The organism is Paractinoplanes tereljensis (assembly GCF_016862435.1).
In the GTDB taxonomy this organism is placed as follows: Bacteria; Actinomycetota; Actinomycetes; order Mycobacteriales; family Micromonosporaceae; genus Actinoplanes; species Actinoplanes tereljensis.
In genome coordinates this window covers 133,297-150,789 of record NZ_BOMY01000018.1, presented here as the reverse complement: position 1 = coordinate 150,789, position 17,493 = coordinate 133,297, and the positions used below count along the sequence as shown (strand labels likewise).

Here is a 17,493-nt window from a genome sequence, read left to right as displayed (position 1 = left end):
CGCAGGTGCGGGGCGTGGCCGGCACCTGGCGCGACCTGACCGACAACGTGAACTACATGGCCTCCAACCTGACCGCTCAGGTGCGGAACATCGCGAGCGTCACGACCGCCGTGGCCAAGGGTGACCTGTCGCAGAAGATCACGGTCGACGCGCGTGGCGAGATCCTGGAGCTCAAGGACACCGTCAACACGATGGTTGATCAACTTTCGAGCTTCGCCACCGAGGTGACCCGGGTCGGCCGGGAGGTCGGCGTGGAGGGCAAGCTCGGCGGTCAGGCCCAGGTCAAGGGCGTTTCCGGCACCTGGCAGGACCTCACCGACAACGTGAACCAGCTGGCCTCGACGCTGACCACCCAGCTGCGCGCGATCGCCGAGGTGTCCACCGCGGTTACCCGCGGTGACCTGACCCAGAGCATCGCGGTCGTCGCCCAGGGCGAAGTGGCCGAGCTCAAGGACAACATCAACCAGATGATCGTCACGCTGCGCGAGACGACCAAGGCGAACGCCGAGCAGGGCTGGCTCGACTCCAACCTGGCCCGCATCGGCGGCCTGCTGCAGGGTCAGCGCGATCTCGGCGAGGTCTGCCGCATGATCATGACCGAGGTGACGCCGTTGGTCGACGCGCAGCTCGGCGCGTTCTTCCTGGTCGACAACGAGCAGGCGGTGATGCGCCTGCGGCTGGCCGCGTCCTACGGCTACGTCGCTCGCAACCACGAGGTGACGTTCGGGCCGGGCGAGGGCCTGGTCGGCCAGGCCGCGGTTTCCCGCCGGACGATCCGGGTCCGCGCGACCCACGACGGCATCCTGACCATGCGCTCGGGGCTGATGTCGATGCCGCCGAACGACCTGGTCGTGCTGCCGGTGCTGTTCGAGGGCGAGATGCTCGGCGTGATCGAGTTCGCCTCGGTCGCGGCCTTCTCCGGGCTGCATCTGACGTTCCTGGAGCGGCTGGTGGCCACCATCGGCGTCGCTCTCAACACCATTCAGGCCAACCGGCGTACGGAGGAACTGCTCTCCCAATCGCAGCGGCTGGCTCGCGAGATGCAGGACCAGTCGGCCGAACTGCAGCGCACCAACGCCGAACTGGAGGACAAGGCCCAGCTGCTCAGCGAGCAGAAGGCGAACATCGAGACGAAGAACCGGGAGATCGAGCAGGCCCGGCTCGGACTCGAGGAGAAGGCGCAGCAGCTGTCCCGGGCGAGCGCGTACAAGTCCGAGTTCCTCGCCAACATGAGCCACGAGCTGCGCACCCCGCTCAACTCGTTGCTGCTGCTGGCCCGGTTGCTGGCCGACAACTCGGAGCAGAACCTCTCCGAGAAGCAGATCGAATTCGCCCGTACGATCCACAGCGCCGGCTCCGACCTGCTGTCCCTGATCGACGACATCCTCGACCTCGCCAAGATCGAGGCGGGCCGGATGGACGTCGACATCGACGAGATCGACTTCGACGGCGTCCAGTCGTACGTCGAGCAGGCGTTCCTGCCGCAGGCCGAGGAGAAGAACCTCGACTTCCGGGTCTCGGTGGCACCCGACCTGCCGGCCTCGATCGTCACCGACGGTCAGCGGCTCCAGCAGATCCTGCGCAACCTGCTCTCCAACGCGGTCAAGTTCACCGACTCCGGCTCGGTGACGCTCAGCATCTTCGCGGCGCCGGCCAATACCGACTTCGACATGCCGGCGCTGGCCTCGGCCCGTCAGGTGGTGGCGTTCGCGGTGGCCGACACCGGCATCGGCATCTCGGACGAGAAGCTGGCGATCATCTTCGAGCCGTTCCAGCAGGCCGACGGCACCACCACCCGGAAGTACGGCGGCACCGGCCTGGGCCTGTCGATCAGCCGGGAGTTCGCGGCCCTGCTCGGCGGCACGATCGTGGTGTCGTCGATCCCGGGCGAGGGATCGACCTTCACGCTGTACGTTCCGGACGCGCTGACCCCCGACCTGGTGCCGGTGTTCTCGCTGCTGCCGCCCGAGCCGTCCACGTCGGTCGTGGTGCGTCCGGCCCAGTCGGTGAACATGCCGCTGATGGAGCTGCCGGTGATCACGCCGCGGGCCGAGCTGGAGGGGCACATCAGCGCGGCCGGCCGGCAGCTCGACGGCGCGACCGTGCTGATCGTCGACGACGACGTGCGCAACGTGTTCGCGCTGACCAGCGCCCTCGAGATGCACGGGCTCAACGTTCTGTACTCGGACAACGGGGTCGACGGCGTCCGCCTGCTGGCCGAGCACCCGGAGGTCGACATCGTCCTGATGGACGCGATGATGCCGGACCAGGACGGATATGAGACGACCCGGGGCATCCGCCGTAATCAGCGCTTCCGGGACCTGCCGGTAGTGTTCCTAACCGCGAAGGCCATGCCCGGTGACCGGGAGTCAGCCCTAGCCGCCGGCGCGAGTGACTACATCACCAAGCCGGTCGACCTGGACGAGCTGATCGAACTGATGGCCCGCTGGGTGAACGCCGACAAGACCATCGAACCGGAGCGCGGATAGGGGGTAGGGGAGTGGCGGAACGCGCCAAGGCCCTGCTGGTCGACGACCGCAAGGACAACCTGCTCGCCCTGGAGGCCATCCTCCAGGGCCTCCCGGTGACCCCGGTCGCCGTGGAGAGCGGTGAGGCCGCGCTCAAGCAACTGCTCACCGACGACTTCGCGGTCATCCTGCTCGACGCGCAGATGCCCAACATGGACGGTTTCGAGACGGCCAGCCACATCAAGCGGCGCGAGCGCACCCGGCACGTACCCATCCTGTTCCTGACCGCCGCCGACCGCGACGCGCAGCTCGCGCTGCGCGGCTACGCGGTCGGCGCGGTCGACTACCTGACGAAGCCGTTCGACCCGTGGGTGCTGCGGGCCAAGGTGTCCATCTTCGTCGAGCTGTGGACCAAGACCCAGCAGCTCAAGGCCCAGGGCGACGTGACCCGCGAGCGAGACTCGCAGTGGCAGCGCCTGACCGAGACGGTCGACGAGGCCGCCCGGGTCCTCCGGGCCGGCGGCGACGAGGCCGCCGCCGAGGCGCTCGCCCTCCTGGAAAAGGCCCGCTGGGGCAGCTAGCGATTAACGTACGGCGTCAGCACGTTGGTCAGGGCGGAGCGGAGCACTGACTTCGGGCGGGCGCCGACCAGGGTTGCGGTGACGATGCCGCCGGTGAAGAACAGCAGCGTGGGCATCGACATGATGCGGTAATCGCGGGTCGACACCGGGTTCTCGTCGGCGTTGATCTTGCCGATCCGCAGTCGACCCTCGAACTCGGGCGCCAGCTCGGCCAGGGTCTGCGCCATCGGACGGCAGGGCGGGCACCAATCGGCCCAGAAGTCGACGACGAACGGCAGGTCGGAGCCGAGGACGGTGTCGGCGAAGGTGGCATCGGTCAGGGTGATGAGGTCCAGCATCGGGTCTCCCGGTGTTCGACGGCCTGGGTCAACTGCGCGTGCAGCTGCTGCCGGATCTCCGTGAGCTGCGAAAGGTAGCCGTCGACCTCGGCCAGCTTCCGGCGCAGCACCACCACCGAATCCGGGCACACGTGGCCCGAGGAGTTACCGGCGCGCAGGCACGCGACGAAGGGTTTGATGTCGTCGAGCCCGAAACCGACCGCGAGCAGCGACCGGATCTCGTGCACCACGCGCAGCTCGGCATCGTCGTACTGCCGATAGCCGTTCGCGTCGCGCCGGGGCTGCACGAGGCCCTGTTCCTCGTAGTACCGCAGGGTCCGAGTGCTGGTTCCCGCGCGTGAAGCCAGCTCGCCGATCAACATGTGGCCGACGGTAGGCCTTCACACCGGTGTCAACGCAAGAGCTGGGTCAGGACGCGACCGAGGTGATCATCAGGGCGCTGCGCAGGCCGGTGATGTCGAGCACGCGCATCAGGAATTCACCGACGTTGGTCAGCGAGAGCACCGAGCGGGCGTGCTGGGCCTTGCGGCTGAGCACCACCAGGGTGCCGAGGCCCTGCGAGTCGCAGAATGTGACACCCGCCATGTCGAGCACGATGCGGGGCGGCGGCTCGCCCAGGGTCTCATTGACGATGGCGGACAGATTGGTGACCGTGAGCACGTCGATCTCCCCGGTGAGGTGCAACACCACCTCGTCGGGGGCGCGCTCGACCTCGATGGTCAACTCCGGCCTCTCCACGGGCTCAGCCTATCGCCCGTGGTGTGGATCTGCCCGTCGGGCGCTCGCGTATCCGGTCGTTCCGGACATGCTGGTGTGACGCACTTACGACGTGAACAACCCTCTTGAGACGCCCAGAGGGTGCCGCTGACAGAATGGGAGCCGCTGTGACCACCTCATACCGCGCCGAGGGCCTCCCGTACCCGCAGGACGCCCCGGTCTCCCAGGCCCTGTTCGACCGCGCCAGCGCCATCGTGCCCGGCGGGGTCAATTCACCCGTGCGTGCCTTCCGAGCGGTCGGTGGCACGCCCCGATTCATGGCGTCCGGTGCCGGTGCGTGGCTGACCGACGCCGACGGCCGGCGCTATGTCGACCTGGTCTGCTCGTGGGGCCCGCTGATCCACGGCCACGCGCACCCCGAGATCGTGGCCGCCGTGCAGGCCGCCGCCGCCCGGGGCACCAGCTTCGGCACCCCCACGGCCGGCGAGGTCGACCTGGCCGAGGAGATCGTCCGGCGCACCGCGATCGACGCGGTCCGCCTGGTCAACTCGGGCACCGAGGCCACCATGACCGCGATTCGGCTGGCCCGCGGCTACACCGGCCGGGCCAAGATCGTGAAGTTCGCCGGCTGCTACCACGGTCACGTGGACGCGCTGCTGGCCGCGGCCGGCTCAGGCGTGGCCACCCTGGGGCTGCCCGACTCACCCGGCGTGACCGGTGCGACGACGGCCGAGACGATCGTGCTGCCGTACAACGACGTGGCCGCAGTCGAGGCGGCCTTCGCCGAGAACGGCACCGAGATCGCCGCGATCATCACCGAGGCCGCGGCCGGCAACATGGGCGTGGTCGCCCCGCGCGACGGCTTCAACCAGCGCCTCGCCGAGATCGCCCACGCGCACGGCGCGCTGCTGATCATCGACGAGGTGATGACCGGCTTCCGGGTGTCGCCGGGCGGCTGGTCCGGGCTCGACCCGGTCGACGCCGACCTGTACACGTTCGGCAAGGTGATGGGTGGCGGCCTGCCCGCGGCCGCGTTCGGCGGGCGCCACGAGATCATGTCGCGGCTGGCCCCGGCCGGCCCGGTCTACCAGGCCGGCACGCTCTCCGGTAACCCGCTGGCCTGCGCGGCCGGTCTGGCCTCGCTGCGGCTGGCCGACGACGCGACCTACAAGCGGCTCGACGAGCTGTCGGCCACGGTGGGCGCGCTGGCCTCCGCCGAGTTGACCAAAGCAGGCGTGCCGCACCGGTTGTCGTACGCCGGCAACATGTTCTCGATCTTCTTCACCGAGGCCGAGGTCGTCGACTACGACTCGGCCAAGACCCAGAACGCGGCCGCGTTCAAGGGTTTCTTCCACGAGATGCTGTCGCGCGGCGTCTACCTCCCGCCGAGCGCGTTCGAGTCGTGGTTCGTGTCGACGGCGCTGGACGACCAGGCGCTGGAACAGATCGCGGCGGCTCTGCCGCACGCAGCCCGGGCCGCAGGGAGTACGGCATGACCAAAACCACGGTGCACGTGCTGCGGCACGGCGAGGTCTTCAACCCGACGAAGATCCTGTACGGGCGGCTGCCCGACTTCCATCTCTCCGAGCTCGGCGTGCAGATGGCCAAGGCGGCGGCCGAGTCGCTGGCCGCCCGCGACATTACGTATGTGGTGGCCAGCCCGCTGGAGCGCGCGCAGGAGACGGCCGTGCCGATCGCCGCCGAGTTCAAGCTCGACGTCGCCAGCGACGTGCGGCTGATCGAGAGCGCCAACTACTTCGAGGGCAAGACGGTGGGCGTCGGCGACGGCGCGCTGACCAACCCGCGGCACTGGTGGGTGCTGCGCGACCCGATCACCCCGTCCTGGGGCGAGCCCTACCTGCAGATCGCCACCCGGATGTTCGCGGCCGTGCAGGCGGCCCGGGTCGCGGCCGAGGGCCACGAGGCGGTCTGCGTCTCGCACCAGCTGCCGATCTGGACACTCAGGCGGTACGTCGAGAAGAAGCGGCTCTGGCACGACCCGCGCCGCCGCCAATGTGGCCTGGCCAGTCTCACCTCGATCCGCTTCGAGGGTTCTACCGTGGTCGGTATCGACTACTCCGAGCCGGCCGCGCACCTGGTGGCCCTGTCCGCGACCGCCAAGACCGCCAAGGGAGCTTGACCATGCGCCGCCCCACCGTCGTGCTGACCGTCGCCGCGCTCGCGGTGACCGGACTGGCCGGGTGCGGCGGGGAGAACTGGGCGAAGAAGTGCACCACCACCGGCACCGTGGTGGAGTGCGCGCCGACCCAGCGCCCGCAGGTCAAGGAGGTCACCGGCGAGCTGCTCGACGGCGGGAAATACGACGTCGCGCAGGAGCGTGGCAAGGTCGTGGTGGTCAACTTCTGGGGTTCCTGGTGCGCGCCGTGCCGGGCCGAGGCCGACGACCTGGAGAAGACCTACCAGGACACCAAGGCCAAGGGCGTCAGCTTCATCGGGGTCAACTCGCGGGACGACAAAGACTCGGCCCGGGCGTTCGAGCGGGGCCGGGTCACCTATCCCAGCCTCTATGACTTCGACGGCAAGGTCGCGCTGAAGTTCGACGTGACCCAGACCAGCACCCCGGCCACGCTGATCCTCGACCGGCAGGGCCGGATCGCGGTGGCGCTGCGCGCGGCCACGACGTACACCCAGCTCAAGCCCTTGGTCGAGAAGATCGCGGCGGAAGACCCATCCAACCGCCCCGCCACCGCCCTTAAACGGACTGAAGGCTGAGCCTGATGGGCGAGAACTTCGCGGACATCGCCGGCAGCGGCCCCTTGCTGCTGGCGGTGGTTGTCGCGGCCCTGGCCGGCCTGGTCAGCATCCTGTCGCCGTGTGTGCTGCCGCTGGTGCCGGGCTATCTCTCCTATGTGACCGGGCTGGCCGGCTCCGATCTGGACGCCGAGCGGACGGCCGAGGTTCGCCGCAAGACCGGCCGGGTGCTGGCCGGCACGCTGCTGTTCGTGCTCGGCTTCGCGATCGTGTTCACCCTGCTGGTGACGCTGGTGGCGAACATCGGCTTCACCCTCAAGACCCACCAGGAAACGCTCGACATCGTCCTCGGCGTCCTGGTGATCGTGCTCGGCCTCGGTTACCTCGGCTGGATCCCCGGGCTGCAACGCGAGATGCGGATCAGCAAGCTGCCGGTGGCTGGCCTGATCGGCGCCCCGATCTTCGGCGGCATCTTCGCGCTCTCCTGGCTGCCGTGCACCGGACCGACGCTGACCGTAGTGATCGCACTGGCGACCACGAGCGGCCAGACCAGCCGGGCAGCGACTCTCGCGCTCGCGTACAGCCTCGGTCTGGGCATTCCGTTTGTGATTTTTGGTCTGTTCTTCCGGAAGTTGCTCGGGGTCTTCCGGGCCATCCGCCGGCACAGCCAGTGGGTGACCCGGATCGGCGGGGCGCTGCTCATCGCGGTCGGGATCGCGCTGGTCACCGGCGGTTGGAACCACTTCCTGGTGTGGCTGCTGACCACCTTCGACTTCGGCGGGGGGACGCTGCTGTGACCGTGGTGGAGGAACGGCCCGCGCCGCCTGCGGCTCCGCCGCCGCGACGACCCAACCGCCTGTGGGCCCTGCTGCGCAATTCCTGGCGCCAGCTGACTTCCATGCGTACGGCGTTGGTGTTGCTGTTCCTGCTGGCCGTCGCCGCGATTCCCGGCTCGATCTTCCCGCAGCGTGCGGTCGACTCCCAGCGGGTCACCGAGTACTACGCGGCCCACCCGAAGCTGGCCCCGGTGCTGGAGCGCCTCGGCGGCTTCGAGGTCTACGCGTCGCCCTGGTTCGCCTCGATCTACCTGCTGCTGTTCACGTCGCTGATCGGCTGCGTGATCCCGCGGCTGCTCGACCACATCCGGTCGCTGCGCCTGGCCCCGCCGGACGCCCCCAAGCGGCTGGATCGGCTGCCGCAGTCGGCGCCCGCCGTCGAAAGCTCGAAAACCCCGGCCGAACTGGCCGCCATGCTGCGCAAACGCCGTTTCCGGGTGAAGCTGCGCGAGCACGACGACGGCAGTGTCACGGTCTCCGCCGAGAAGGGCCACCTCAAGGAGACCGGCAACCTGATCTTCCACTTCGCGCTGCTCGCGGTGCTGATCGGCGTGGGCTTCGGGCACTGGTACGGCTGGCACGGCAACCGGATCCTGGTGGCCGGGGCCGACCAGGGTTTCTGCAACTCGCTGGCGCAGTACGACGACTCGACGCTCGGCCCCCGGGTCACCGCCGCCGACCTGCCCAACTTCTGCCTCACGCTGAACAACTTCGAGGCCAGTTACCAGCCGGACACCGGCCAGCCCAAGGGGTTCGAGGCCACCGTCGGCGTCACCGAGGACGACGGCCCGGTGCAGACCCGCGACTTCACGGTCAACGACCCGCTGCGGCTGCACCACGCGAACGTGCATCTGATCGGCCACGGCTACGCGGTCACCGTGCGCTACACCGACAGGTACGGCGAATCGCAGACCAAGACCGTCCCGTTCCTGCCGGTCGACGGCATGTTCACCAGCGAGGGCGTGGCCCAGTTCCCGGACGTGAACATCGACCCCAAGACCAACAAGCGCGACGCGACGCTGCAGATGGGCTTCGAGGGCCGATACCTGCCGACCGTCGGCACCGGCGCCACCTCGACCTACCCGGCCGAGAACGCGCCGGCCCTGTTCCTCACCGCCTACCGCGGTGATCTCGGTCTGGACGTGGGCACGCCCGGCTCGGTCTACTCTCTCGATCAAGGGCAGATCGAGACCGGCGACCTGAAGAACATCAGTGGCGAGCGCCCGCACGAGCTCAAGGTCGGCGAGACCTGGACCCTGGACGACGGCAGCAAGCTGGAGTTCGTCGGCACCCGGCCGTACGCCACGCTCGCCATCCGGTACGACCCGACCCAGTCGTTGATCCTCGTCGGCGCGGTGCTCGGGCTGATCGGCCTGATGCTGTCGCTGGGTGGCCACCGGCGCCGGGTCTGGTTCCGAGCCCTGCCAGCTTCGCCGGATTCTTCCGGCGGTACGTTGTTGGCGGCCGGTGGGCTGCCACGCACCGACTATCCCGGTTTCACCGACGAGTTCGCCTCGCTGGTGAAGGCCGCCGAAGAAGGGAATCCCTGATGGCGGAGCTGTCGAATCAGCTGATGGCCGTCACCGTGCTGGCCTACCTGGCCGCGATGGTGCTCTACGCCGGCGAATACGCTTTCGGGGCCAAGAGCCGGGTCGGCCGGGCCGCGGTGCTTCCGGCCCGCGAGCTGGTCGGCGCCGGTGCCCCGGTGCCGGACGACCTGCCGCCTGCGCCAGTCTTGGTGGTAAGCAACAGCAAGCGGGCCGAGTGGGTGGGCCGCGCCGCGGTCGGCTTCAACGTCCTCGCCCTGCTGCTGCACCTGGGCACCCTGGTCACCCGCGGCATCGCCGCCGACCGGATGCCCTGGGGCAACATGTACGAGTACATCCTGTCGGCGACCTTCGTCGGGTCGGCGGTCTGGGCGGGTGTGCTGCTACGCCGGCCCGCCCTGCGGCACATCGGGCTCTTCGTCTCGCTCGCCCTGGTGCTGCTGCTCGGCGCGGACGGCATGATCGCTTACACCCCGGTCGGCCCGCTCGTCCCGGCCCTCCAGTCGTACTGGTTCATCATCCACGTCTCGACGATCATCCTGGCCTCCGGCATCCTGCTGATCGGCGCGGTGCCGGCCGCGATGTTCCTGATTCGGGACGGGTATGACCGAGGTAAGCGTCGTTTCCCGTACACGCTGGGCAAGAGCCTCCCCGACGCGACGCTTCTCGAGCGGCTCACCTTCCGGCTGCACGCGTTCGCCTTCCCGCTGTTCACCTTCGGCGCGCTGATCGCCGGGCCGATCTGGGCCGAGGCATCCTGGGGCCGGTACTGGAACTGGGACCCCAAGGAGGTCTGGGCGTTCATCTCCTGGGTCGTCTACGCGGGTTACCTGCACGCGCGGGCGACGCCGAGCGTCAAGCGCACGGTGGCGACCTGGATCGCGATTCTCGGCTTCGCGACCATGCTGATGAACCTGTTCGGCGTGAACCTGTTCTTCAGCGGCCTGCACTCGTACGCCAACGCCGGCGGCATGTAGCTCATCCACCGAGCAGCCCGCCCAGAACCGAGGTCGTCGGGGTCGGCGCGGCGGTCGGCGCCGCCGGTGCGACGTCGTCGCTGCAGTCCCCGGCCGTCCAGGTGTCGTACTTGTTCAGCCAGTTGAGGCAGAAGCCGCCGCTGCGCTGCTGGGTGCCGGGGTCGTAACCGGTGAGCGTGGGCACGTCGTCGCGCCAGTACCGGGCCGGCCCGCCCTCGGACGGCCGCAACTGCACGTTGTCGACGGTCACCGCGGGCACGTCCACCAGGGTCGGCCGGGTCGCGTCGACGTGCACCTCCACGTACTGCTCGATGAAGGCGCTCGGGCCGATCGGCAGGCGCTGGGCGGTGAGCAGGTTCCACCGGTTGCCCCACCACAGCCAGGCGGCCCACACCCCGCCGGCGTCGCTGTGCAGGTCGATCCAGACCCGGTCGCCCGGCTTCAGTGCGTACTGGCTGTAGAACTGCCAGCTGCGGGTGTTGGTGTTGAACGTGTAGATCTGCTGGCGACCGGGCCCGGACCAGCCGGTCTCGGCCCAACCGGCCTCGAGCCAGGCGATCTGACCGGCGCCCATGTTCCGTTTGGCCATGAACCGGGCGGCGACGAAGTCGTAGCTGCGCGGCCGGATCGAGCCGTCCACCACCGAGAGCCGCCCGGAGACGCCGCTCCACTCGCCGGCCGAGTTGGCCCCGAGGTGGTGGTAACCGGTCGGGGTGATCCCGCTGGCGGGCCGGCTGAGTGGTGCCGCTGACTCGAGGATGCGGCCGGCGGCGCGGCAGGCGCCGGGGGCACCCGGGCCGGCCGGCGTGGTCGGCGGTCGGGTCGACGCCTTGCCGGCGGGGCAGGCGGGCAGCTTCTTGAGGTCGGGTGCGGTCGTCCCGGACGGGGCCGACAGTGCCGGGGCGGTGATCGCCAGCAGGGCGGCCAGCGCGGCCAGCACGCCCCAGCGCGTTGCGTTCCGGACCTTCACCGACACCCTCCCGACCCGTAACGGAGTAATCCCCCACCTCAACGCGAACCGGACAGGCGGAGTGACGGTGATCGCCCGCACGCGGCGAACCGGCGCCGGTGGTGAAGACTGTTATCCATGGCGCCTCGTGGGTTCCCCTATGACGATCTGCAGAGCTTCCTCGATACCCTCGAGGCAGCCGGTGAGCTGCGCCGGGTCACGGTTCCGGCCGACCCGACGCTGGAGATCAGCGAGGTGGTGACCCGCACCGTCCGCGCCGGTGGACCGGCCCTGCTTTTCGAGCGCCCCACCCGCGGCGACATGCCGGTGGCGATCAACCTGTTCGGCACCGAGAAGCGGATGGCGATGGCGCTCGGCGTCGACTCGCTCGACGAGATCGGCGAGCGGATCGGTTCGCTGATCAAGCCCGAGCTGCCGGTCGGCTGGTCTGGCATCCGCGAGGGAATCGGCAAGGCGCTGCAGCTCAAGTCGCTGCCGCCGAAGCGGGTGAAGACCGCGCCCTGCCAGGAAGTGGTGCTCAAGGGCGACGAGGTCGACCTCGACCTGCTGCCCGGCCTGCAGGTCTGGCCCGGCGACGGCGGCATCTTCCACAACTTCGGGCTGACCCACACCAAGCACCCGGAGACCGGCAAGCGCAACCTCGGCCTCTATCGCCTGCAGCAGCACTCGAAGAACACGCTCGGCATGCACTGGCAGATCCACAAGGACTCGACCGCCCACCACGCGGTGGCCGAGCGCCTCGGCGAGCGCCTGCCGGTGGCCGTCGCGATCGGCTGCGACCCGGTGGTCAGCTACGCGGCCAGCGCGCCGCTGCCGTCCGACATCGACGAATACCTGTTCGCCGGCTTCCTGCGCGGCGAGCGGGTCGAGATGGTCGACTGCCTGACCGTGCCGCTGCAGGTCCCGGCGCACGCCCAGATCGTGCTCGAGGGCTACCTGGAGCCGGGCGAACGGCACCCGGAGGGCCCGTTCGGCGACCACACCGGCTTCTACACCCCGGTCGAGCCGTTCCCGGTGCTGCACATCGAGACGATGACCATGCGGAAGAAGCCGGTCTACCACTCGATCATCACGTCCAAGCCGCCGCAGGAGGACCACGGCCTGGGCAAGGCCACCGAGCGGATCTTCCTGCCGCTGCTGAAGATGCTGATCCCGGACATCGTCGACTACGACATGCCGGCCGCCGGCGTCTTCCACAACTGCGTGATCGTCTCGATCCGTAAGCGCTACCCCAAGCACGCCCAGAAGATCATGAACGCGATCTGGGGCGCCCACCTGATGTCGCTGACCAAGCTCATCGTGGTCGTCGACGAGGACTGCGACGTGCACGACTACGCCGAGGTCGCGTTCCGGGCGTTCGGCAACGTCGACTACGACCGCGACCTGCTTGTCACCCAGGGGCCGGTCGACCACCTCGACCACGCCTCCTACCAGCAGTTCTGGGGCGGTAAGGCGGGTCTGGACGCCACCCGTAAGCTGCCCAGCGAGGGCTACACGCGGGGCTGGCCGGACGAGATGGTCATGTCGCCCGAGGTGGTGGCGCTGGTGGACAAGCGGTGGAAGGAATACGGCATATGACCGCCGTGGCGGAAAAACCCGGCAAGATCGGCTCGTTCCTGCGCCTGGTCGCGATCGAGCACTCGGTCTTCGCGCTCCCGTTCGCGTACCTCTCGGCGTTTGTTGTTCTTGATCGTGAAGGCACCGGGATCCACTGGCTCGACCTGCTGCTGATCACCATCGCGATGGTCTCCGGCCGCACGTTCGCGATGGCCGCCAACCGCATTCTCGACCGCAAGATCGACGCGCTCAACCCGCGAACCAAGAACCGGGAGCTGGTCACCGGCGCGGTCAGCCTGCGCACCGCCTGGACCGGCGCGGCCGTCTCGCTTGTCGTCATGGCCCTCGCGGCCGGCCTGCTCAACTGGCTCTGCCTGCTGCTCTTCCCGCTCGCGGTGATCCCGCTGATCATCTATCCGTACGGGAAGAGGTTCACCAACTACCCGCACTACATCCTGGCGCTGGCTCAGGCGGTGGCGCCGGTGGGCGCGTGGCTGGCCATCACCGGCACGTTCGCGGGCTCCGGGCCGGCCTGGCTGCTCGGCGCCGCGGTCGGCCTGTGGATCGGCGGCTTCGACATCATCTACGCCTGCCAGGACGTCGCGATCGACCGCGAGATCGGGGTGCACTCCACCCCGGCCCGCTGGGGTGTGCGCACCGCCCTGCGTATCTCCACGGTCACCCACGTGGTGACGTTCGCGCTGTTCGTGTGGTTCGGCGCGCTGGTCGGGCTGAGCTGGCTGTGGTGGATCGGCCTGGCGCTGACCGCGGCCGCCTTCGTCTACCAGCACGTGGTGGTCACCGAGAACGACCTCTCCAAGGTCAACCGGGCGTTCTTCACCGCCAACGGCTTCGTCGGCATCGCGCTCTTCCTCTTCGCGCTGCTCGATCTCGCGCTTTTGTAACCCCAGAGGCAGTGACCTCCGTCTAATCCGCGTGAGCGACAGAGAGGCCGAGTTCCGGGAGTTCGTCGGCGCCCGGATGGAGTCGTTACGCGGGCTCGCCTACCTCACCTGCGGGGACTGGCAGGTCGCCGAGGACGCGGTCCTCGGCGCACTGGCCAAGCTCTACGGGCGGTGGCACCGCGTCGACAACCATGACGCGTACGCGCGGGCCGTGGTCGTGCGGGCCGCCATCGACGAGACCCGGCGGCCGTGGTGGCGGCGGGAGCAGGCGCACAGCCACGCGGCCATGCCGGACGGTGTCGTCGCCGACGCGACGCCCGGTGTGGACGAGAGGCTGCGCCTGCGGGCCGCCCTCGACCGGCTCCCGGTGAAGCAGCGGGCCGTGGTCGTGCTGCGCTTCCTGGAGGGGCTCAGCGTCGAGCAGACCGCCGTCGCGCTGGGCTTTCCCGAGGGAACCGTGAAGGGCTACACGTCCCGCGGCCTCAACGCGCTCCGAGTCGATCTGGATGAGCGGACGGAGGGTCGTCGTGAGCCCCGAATTGCCTGACCTACTGCGGGAGATAGCGCAAGCCGGGCCGCCGCCGCGGTACGGCGTCGACGACGCGGTGCGGGCCGGTAAGAGCCGGCTTCGCCGCCGGCGGTCCGGGGTGGTGATTGCGGCCGTGGTGGCGGTAGCCGTCGCGATCGGGGTGCCGCAACTCACCAGCCGGGCATCCGGCCCGGCACCGGCGACCTCTCCGTCGCCGTCACCGTCGCCGTCTGCTGAAGCCGTGCGCGGCCCCGACCTCACCTACGTGCTGCACGGCTTCACCACCGGGAAGCTGCGGGTCGAGGATCCGTACCGGTGGACCGTGGCCGGCGAGACCGCGATGATCGAGAAGAAGGGCGGTCAGTCCGACGCCCAGGAGGGCGAGGTAACCCTCTACCGGCCGGGTATTGATCCGCGTAGCACGCTGGACGGGGCGAAGATCACCGCGACGTCCGCGATTCACGGCCGCCCGGCCTACCGGGTCGACGCCGACGGCGCTCCGATGCTGCTCTGGGAGTACGCGGAGGGTGCGCTGGCCCTCGCGACGGTCCGCGCCGACGGCCCCGGTAGGTGGGCCCTCACCCCCGCCGAGCTGCGCCAGGTGGCCGAAGGGCTACAGCCCGGCGCTTCGCAGCCGGTCATGCTCGCCTTCGGGACCTCCTACGTGCCGCCCGGCTACCGGATCGTCGAGGTGGCCGGCCGGTTCAGCTCGGGACAGCTGTCCTCGGCGCAATTGGTGCCGGCCAGCGAGGCGGTAAAGCGGATCGGCAAGCCCGACCCGGACCCGCGCACCACGAAGGGGAGCCGGGGCCTCATGCTCTGGCTGAGCCCGGCGGTGGCGTCCGATCACGGGGCTCCCCGGGCCGGCGTGACCTGCCCGGAACGGGTCGGGCTCAAAGGCATCCCGGTCGAGAAGCAGCCGCGGCACTGCTACACCTTCCTGCCCGGCGGAAAGTACGTGCTGGAAGTGTTCGGCCCCGACTCGGCCGACGAGAGTCAGCTCCGCCAGCTGCTGGAGGGCGCCCGGTTCGGCACGGTGGACCGGCCGGCCACCTGGCTCGCGGCCGGCACCGGTTTTCCGGCGAGCGCGCAGGTCGGCGGGAACTGAGCGGGCACACTTGAGGCATGCGTGAACCATGGGTCGTCGGTGTCTCGGGAGCCTCCGGGACGCCGTACGCCAAAGCCGTGCTGACCGCCCTGCTCGACGCCGGGGAAGCCATCGACCTGGTCATCTCCAAGGCGGCCCGGCTGACCCTGCTCGACGAGACCGGAGCCACCGTGCGCGACGCGCACTGGAAGGACGACGTCGCCGGCTGGCTCGGCCGCGATCTGGGCGACCTGAGTTACTGGCCGGCCGGTGACCTGGCGGCCGGGCCGAGCAGTGGCTCCTACCCGGCCAAGGGCATGGTGGTCGTGCCGGCCAGCACGGCCGCCTGCGCCGGCATCGCCATCGGACTGTCCAAAGACCTGCTCCAGCGGGCCGCTGAGGTCAACCTCAAGGAACGCCGCCGTACGGTGGTGGTGCCCAGGGAAACCCCGGTCACCCGCAGCCACCTCGAGCATCTGATAGCCCTGCACGACGCCGGTGCGGTCGTCCTGCCGGCTAGCCCCGGTTTCTATGGCGCCGGGGCGCAGGCGACCGCACAACAGCTGATCGACTTCGTGGCGGGAAAGGTGCTGGACGCCCTCGGCGTACCCAACACGCTTTTGACCCGTTGGAAGGGTGAGCTGAATGCTCAGCGCAATCCGTTGGGCGGGCCGTAACCCATGCCCGGGTTATTCGGGCCCGCGTTGCGGGGCCGGTTGGCCGCGTCGTCCTCGCGCATTTCCTCGACCACGCCGTCGCCCTCGAGCAACGCACGGACCTCGGACTCGCGGAATCGGCGGTGGCCACCCGGAGTGCGGATACTGCCGATACGCCCGGCGGCGGCCCATCGCGTGACCGTTTTGGGGTCGACGCGGAACAGCGCGGCCACCTCGCCCGGTGTCAGCAGACGATCTCCAGTGTCCACAGCCCCCTCCTCGCGTCGGTCTTGGAGCGGCCGTGATCACGGTGAGTGTCGGCGTGCTCGATCGGGACGTAAAGCCATTAGAGCATTGCCCCGGAACCGAGTCCCTGGAATGCGGAAAAAGCCCTAATTGCGACAGTGATCGTTATCCTGCCGTCGATTCGTCGCTACCGGGCGTGAGTGACTATCTGCCACCCGTTTAGGGTCTGAGCTATGGACTCCATCGACCTACGGCTCATCGACCTGCTACGGGAGAATGCTCGCTCGTCGTACGCCGAGTTGGCCCGCAAGGTCGGGCTGTCGGCGCCGGCCGTGCATGAGCGGGTCGGCAAGCTCGAAGCGGCCGGAACCATCCGCGGGTACCGGGCCGACGTCGACCACGAGGCACTCGGCCTCGGGGTCACCGCGCTGATCGGCATCATCGAGGACTCCGGCGCCGACACCGACGACGTGCTGGCCGCCGTGCGCGCCATGCCCGAGGTGGAGAGTTGCTACTTCATGGCCGGCGTGGAGTCTTACCAGCTCACCGTGCGGGTCGGCACCATCGCCGAGCTGGAGCAGCTGATCGTGCGGATCAACCGCACTCCGGGGGTGGCGTCCACCCGCACCGCGATCGCGCTGAGCACGAAGTGGGAGAACCGCCCCCAGCCGGGCCTCAGCTCGTGATTTGCTTGGCTAGTCCCGGATAGTCCACCACGAAGCCGTCATCGTCCACGGTGAGGTCCGCGCTGAAGGTCTCGCTCGCGTAGCGGATGCGGTCCTTGGTCAACGGCGTGTAGATCTGATCGGCCTGCACCACCTCCAGGCTCGGCACCAGCACGAACGCCACGCTGATCCGGTGCGACACGTTCGGCTCCGCCTTCAACAGGTCCAGCCGGCGGATCGGCAGCGTGTTGGTCAGCGGGGAACCGCCGAGATCGACGTCGTACGCCCCGTACAGCTGATCGGAATCCTCCAGGCCCGGCAGACCGGCGCCGGCATGGCCGGCGGCCGACAGCACCGCGTCCAGATTGCCCTGCTCGGCGGTCACCGCCCGCCATCGGCCGGCCGCGAACTCGAGGCGGACGCTGCGCGTCCAGCCCGCACCCTCGGTGGTGACATCCAGGTGGGCACTCACCCAGCCCGGATCGGTACGCAATTCGTAGCGGCAGGTGTACGCGATCGGCTTCACCGCCAGGATCGTGCCCCGGGCATAGAGGCCGTTCCGCGGGTCGACCAGGGCATGTTCGGCGCCGGTCGCGTCCTTGCGTTCCCAGAAGAGCGAATCAGGCAGCGGCATACCTCTACCTCTACCCTGCGCGACCGCTCCACAACAGAGAACCCCGGCACGTTCCCGTGCCGGGGTCC

General features: G+C 69.3%; 20 protein-coding genes. 14 read left to right on the top strand and 6 right to left on the bottom strand.

Features of this window, described 5'->3' with window-relative positions:
• On the top strand, positions 1-2,489 hold a 2,489-nt coding region (locus Ate02nite_RS13365; RefSeq protein ID WP_203805042.1), incomplete at its 5' end, for an ATP-binding protein.
• Between the two features lie 11 nt (positions 2,490-2,500).
• Positions 2,501-3,049 carry a response regulator gene (locus Ate02nite_RS13360; RefSeq protein WP_203805030.1) on the top strand — a complete coding sequence of 183 codons (549 nt, stop codon included), beginning with the start codon at positions 2,501-2,503 and terminating at the stop codon, positions 3,047-3,049.
• Here Ate02nite_RS13360 and Ate02nite_RS13355 read toward each other — a convergent pair.
• From Ate02nite_RS13355 to Ate02nite_RS13345, 3 genes are read right to left on the bottom strand one after another with little or no spacing between them, the layout of a single operon-like run.
• Positions 3,046-3,387 carry a thioredoxin family protein gene (locus Ate02nite_RS13355; protein WP_203805014.1) on the bottom strand — a complete coding sequence of 114 codons (342 nt, stop codon included), beginning with the start codon at positions 3,385-3,387 and terminating at the stop codon, positions 3,046-3,048. The two genes, Ate02nite_RS13360 and Ate02nite_RS13355, sit on opposite strands and share 4 nt — an antisense overlap.
• Entirely contained in the window at positions 3,366-3,749 is a 384-nt protein-coding gene (locus tag Ate02nite_RS13350) for a MerR family transcriptional regulator (RefSeq protein WP_203805011.1), read from the bottom strand. Before Ate02nite_RS13350 ends, Ate02nite_RS13355 begins: the two co-directional genes overlap by 22 nt.
• Before the next feature lie 46 nt (positions 3,750-3,795).
• Positions 3,796-4,125, bottom strand: coding sequence for an STAS domain-containing protein (locus tag Ate02nite_RS13345; RefSeq protein WP_203805008.1), 330 nt, complete (start codon positions 4,123-4,125; stop codon positions 3,796-3,798).
• Positions 4,126-4,259: 134 nt separating this feature from the next.
• Between Ate02nite_RS13345 and hemL the strand changes: the two genes are divergently transcribed.
• From hemL to ccsB, 6 genes are read left to right on the top strand one after another with little or no spacing between them, the layout of a single operon-like run.
• Entirely contained in the window at positions 4,260-5,600 is a 1,341-nt protein-coding gene (hemL, locus tag Ate02nite_RS13340) for a glutamate-1-semialdehyde 2,1-aminomutase (RefSeq protein WP_203805005.1), read from the top strand.
• Entirely contained in the window at positions 5,597-6,244 is a 648-nt protein-coding gene (locus Ate02nite_RS13335; protein ID WP_203804991.1) for a histidine phosphatase family protein, read from the top strand. Before hemL ends, Ate02nite_RS13335 begins: the two co-directional genes overlap by 4 nt.
• Positions 6,241-6,837, top strand: coding sequence for a TlpA family protein disulfide reductase (locus Ate02nite_RS13330; protein WP_438871197.1), 597 nt, complete (start codon positions 6,241-6,243; stop codon positions 6,835-6,837). The genes Ate02nite_RS13335 and Ate02nite_RS13330 overlap by 4 nt, the downstream gene beginning before the upstream one ends.
• A gap of 5 nt (positions 6,838-6,842) precedes the next feature.
• A complete protein-coding gene (locus Ate02nite_RS13325) occupies positions 6,843-7,613 on the top strand; it encodes a cytochrome c biogenesis CcdA family protein (protein WP_203804985.1) in 771 nt (256 codons plus the stop codon).
• Positions 7,610-9,202: a cytochrome c biogenesis protein ResB gene (resB, locus tag Ate02nite_RS13320; RefSeq protein WP_203804982.1), complete on the top strand. Its 1,593-nt coding sequence runs from the start codon at positions 7,610-7,612 to the stop codon at positions 9,200-9,202. The genes Ate02nite_RS13325 and resB overlap by 4 nt, the downstream gene beginning before the upstream one ends.
• Positions 9,202-10,176 carry a c-type cytochrome biogenesis protein CcsB gene (gene ccsB, locus Ate02nite_RS13315; protein ID WP_203804979.1) on the top strand — a complete coding sequence of 325 codons (975 nt, stop codon included), beginning with the start codon at positions 9,202-9,204 and terminating at the stop codon, positions 10,174-10,176. Before resB ends, ccsB begins: the two co-directional genes overlap by 1 nt.
• Before the next feature lies 1 nt (position 10,177).
• Here the strand turns inward: ccsB and Ate02nite_RS13310 are convergent, their stop codons facing one another.
• A complete protein-coding gene (locus Ate02nite_RS13310) occupies positions 10,178-11,146 on the bottom strand; it encodes a hypothetical protein (RefSeq protein ID WP_239147362.1) in 969 nt (322 codons plus the stop codon).
• A 117-nt stretch (positions 11,147-11,263) separates the two neighbouring features.
• Between Ate02nite_RS13310 and Ate02nite_RS13305 the strand changes: the two genes are divergently transcribed.
• The 5 genes from Ate02nite_RS13305 to Ate02nite_RS13285 are packed head-to-tail and all read left to right on the top strand — an operon-like array spanning position 11,264 to position 15,901.
• Complete coding sequence (locus tag Ate02nite_RS13305; RefSeq protein ID WP_203804964.1) at positions 11,264-12,724, top strand: menaquinone biosynthesis decarboxylase; 1,461 nt, start codon at positions 11,264-11,266, stop codon at positions 12,722-12,724.
• Positions 12,721-13,608 (top strand): menaquinone biosynthesis prenyltransferase MqnP, encoded by an 888-nt coding sequence (mqnP, locus tag Ate02nite_RS13300; protein WP_203804950.1) that lies wholly within the window; start codon positions 12,721-12,723, stop codon positions 13,606-13,608. Before Ate02nite_RS13305 ends, mqnP begins: the two co-directional genes overlap by 4 nt.
• Positions 13,609-13,639: 31 nt before the next feature.
• Positions 13,640-14,155: a SigE family RNA polymerase sigma factor gene (locus Ate02nite_RS13295; RefSeq protein ID WP_203804947.1), complete on the top strand. Its 516-nt coding sequence runs from the start codon at positions 13,640-13,642 to the stop codon at positions 14,153-14,155.
• A complete protein-coding gene (locus Ate02nite_RS13290; RefSeq protein ID WP_203804935.1) occupies positions 14,136-15,245 on the top strand; it encodes a hypothetical protein in 1,110 nt (369 codons plus the stop codon). Before Ate02nite_RS13295 ends, Ate02nite_RS13290 begins: the two co-directional genes overlap by 20 nt.
• Before the next feature lie 17 nt (positions 15,246-15,262).
• Positions 15,263-15,901: a UbiX family flavin prenyltransferase gene (locus tag Ate02nite_RS13285; RefSeq protein ID WP_203804933.1), complete on the top strand. Its 639-nt coding sequence runs from the start codon at positions 15,263-15,265 to the stop codon at positions 15,899-15,901.
• Here the strand turns inward: Ate02nite_RS13285 and Ate02nite_RS13280 are convergent.
• Positions 15,874-16,149, bottom strand: a complete 276-nt coding sequence (locus Ate02nite_RS13280; protein ID WP_203804916.1) for a BldC family transcriptional regulator — start codon at positions 16,147-16,149, stop codon at positions 15,874-15,876. The two genes, Ate02nite_RS13285 and Ate02nite_RS13280, sit on opposite strands and share 28 nt — an antisense overlap.
• 210 nt (positions 16,150-16,359) lie before the next feature.
• On the opposite strand from Ate02nite_RS13280, the gene Ate02nite_RS13275 reads away from it, so the two are divergent.
• A complete protein-coding gene (locus tag Ate02nite_RS13275; RefSeq protein ID WP_203804914.1) occupies positions 16,360-16,812 on the top strand; it encodes an Lrp/AsnC family transcriptional regulator in 453 nt (150 codons plus the stop codon).
• On the opposite strand, the gene Ate02nite_RS13270 is transcribed toward Ate02nite_RS13275, so the two are convergent.
• Positions 16,802-17,425: a putative glycolipid-binding domain-containing protein gene (locus tag Ate02nite_RS13270; RefSeq protein ID WP_203804911.1), complete on the bottom strand. Its 624-nt coding sequence runs from the start codon at positions 17,423-17,425 to the stop codon at positions 16,802-16,804. The genes Ate02nite_RS13275 and Ate02nite_RS13270 overlap by 11 nt on opposite strands.
• Between the last annotated feature and the right edge of the window lie 68 nt (positions 17,426-17,493).